Source organism: Streptomyces sp. NPDC091412 (assembly GCF_044756885.1).
Taxonomy (GTDB): Bacteria; Actinomycetota; Actinomycetes; order Streptomycetales; family Streptomycetaceae; genus Streptomyces.
Map to the genome: position 1 here is coordinate 1 of NZ_JBIVTV010000058.1, position 1,711 is coordinate 1,711.

Annotated in this window: 1 pseudogene; it reads left to right on the forward strand. The window is 67.3% G+C overall.

From position 1 onward, the window contains the following. Positions 1-1,711, forward strand: a pseudogene (locus tag ACIQMV_RS39350) (LamG domain-containing protein); the annotation flags it as partial.

Consider the following 1,711-nt stretch of genomic DNA (forward strand, 5'->3'; position numbering starts at 1 on the left):
GCGGTGGCGACGTATGCGTCGGTGCTGCCGGATGTGGATCTGCGGATGACCGCGCAGGAGGACGGTTTCACGCAGTTGCTGGTGGTGAAGTCGGCGAAGGCGGCGGCGAGTGCGGAGCTGGCCGAGCTGCGGTTGAAGCTGTCGGCGTCGGGCCTGGATGTGCGGGAGACCGCCGGGGGCGGTCTGGAGGCCGTCGACCAGGGCGCGGCGGGCGCGGTGTTCGAGGCGCCGAAGCCGATGATGTGGGACTCCAGCCCGGGAGAGCAGTCCGCTGCCCCCGCGCAGTCACGCGCCACCGCGCCGGAGGAGGGGAGTGGTGAGCCGGGTCCGGCGGAGTCGGGGAAGCTCGCGCCGGTGGGTGTGGATGTGACGGCCCGGCAGGACGAGTTGGTGCTGACCCCGGACGCGGACGTGCTGAAGGGCGCGGACACGACGTATCCGGTGTATATCGATCCGCAGTGGTACACGCCGAAGGCGTCGGCGTGGACGATGGCGTCGAAGTACTGGGCGTCGTCGCCGCAGTGGAAGTTCAACGGTGCCGCGGACGCGGGTCTGGGTTACTGCAACTGGGATTACTGCGCCCCGCATGACACGAAGCGGCTGTTCTACCGGATCCCGACCTCGACGTTCGCGGGGAAGTCGATCCTGTCGGCGGAGTTCGTGGTGCGTAACACGTGGTCGGCGTCGTGCAATGCGCGCAGCGTGGAGTTGTGGCAGACCAAGGACATCTCCTCCTCGACCACGTGGAACAGTCAGAACGCCTCGGGTTTCTGGATCAAGCAGCTGGCGTCGAAGTCCTTCGCCTACGGTTACACGGGCTGTGCGGCCAAGGACGCCGAGTTCGATGTGAAGTCGGCGGTGCAGACGGCCGCGAACAACAAGAGCGCGACGATGACGTTCGGGCTCCAGGCGGCCAGTGAGACCGACGGCTATGCCTGGAAGCGGTTCTCGGACAAGGCGTATCTGCGGGTGCAGTACAACCGGCCGCCGCCGCAGATCAAGATGTCGCAGCTGACGATGGAGTACGGCGGCACGTGCAAGAAGCCGGCGGAGGCGGCGCGGGTGCGCACGCTGGGCAAGATCTACGCGAACAGTGTCACCGACCCGGACGGCGACACCGTCGCGGTCGAGTTCCAGGCGTCGTGGGACACCGGGGACGGCAAGGGTGTGATCGCGCGGTGGAAGCCGGCGCTCACCTCGTACAAGAAGTCCGGGTCGAGTTTCTCGATCAGCCTGCCGTCCAATGTGCCGCAGAACAAGCAGATCTACTGGCAGGCGCGCAGCTACGACGGGGCGCAGTACTCGCCGTGGTCGTCCTCGGGCGACCCGACGGCCTGCTACTTCTTCTACGACACGAAGGTGCCGAAGGCGCCGTCGATCAGCTCGGGCGAGTACCCGGCCTCGAACCCGGAGGACCCCGAGGACCCGTGGCACGACGGGATGGGCAAGTACGGCACCTTCGAGTTCAAGGCCGCCGACAGTGATGTGACCAAGTACTGGTACGGCGTCAACGGCGACCCGACGTCGAAGAACGCGGTCACCACGTCCGCGGGCGCCGCGAAGTCCATCCGCATGCTGCCGGCCAGGCCGGGACTGAACTTCGTCACCGCGCAGGCCTTCGACCAGGCCGGAAACGCCGGTGAGGTCCGCACCTACCAGTTCCGGGTCAAGGCCGGACAGCCCGAGCGCGCGATGTGGCAGATGGACGAGG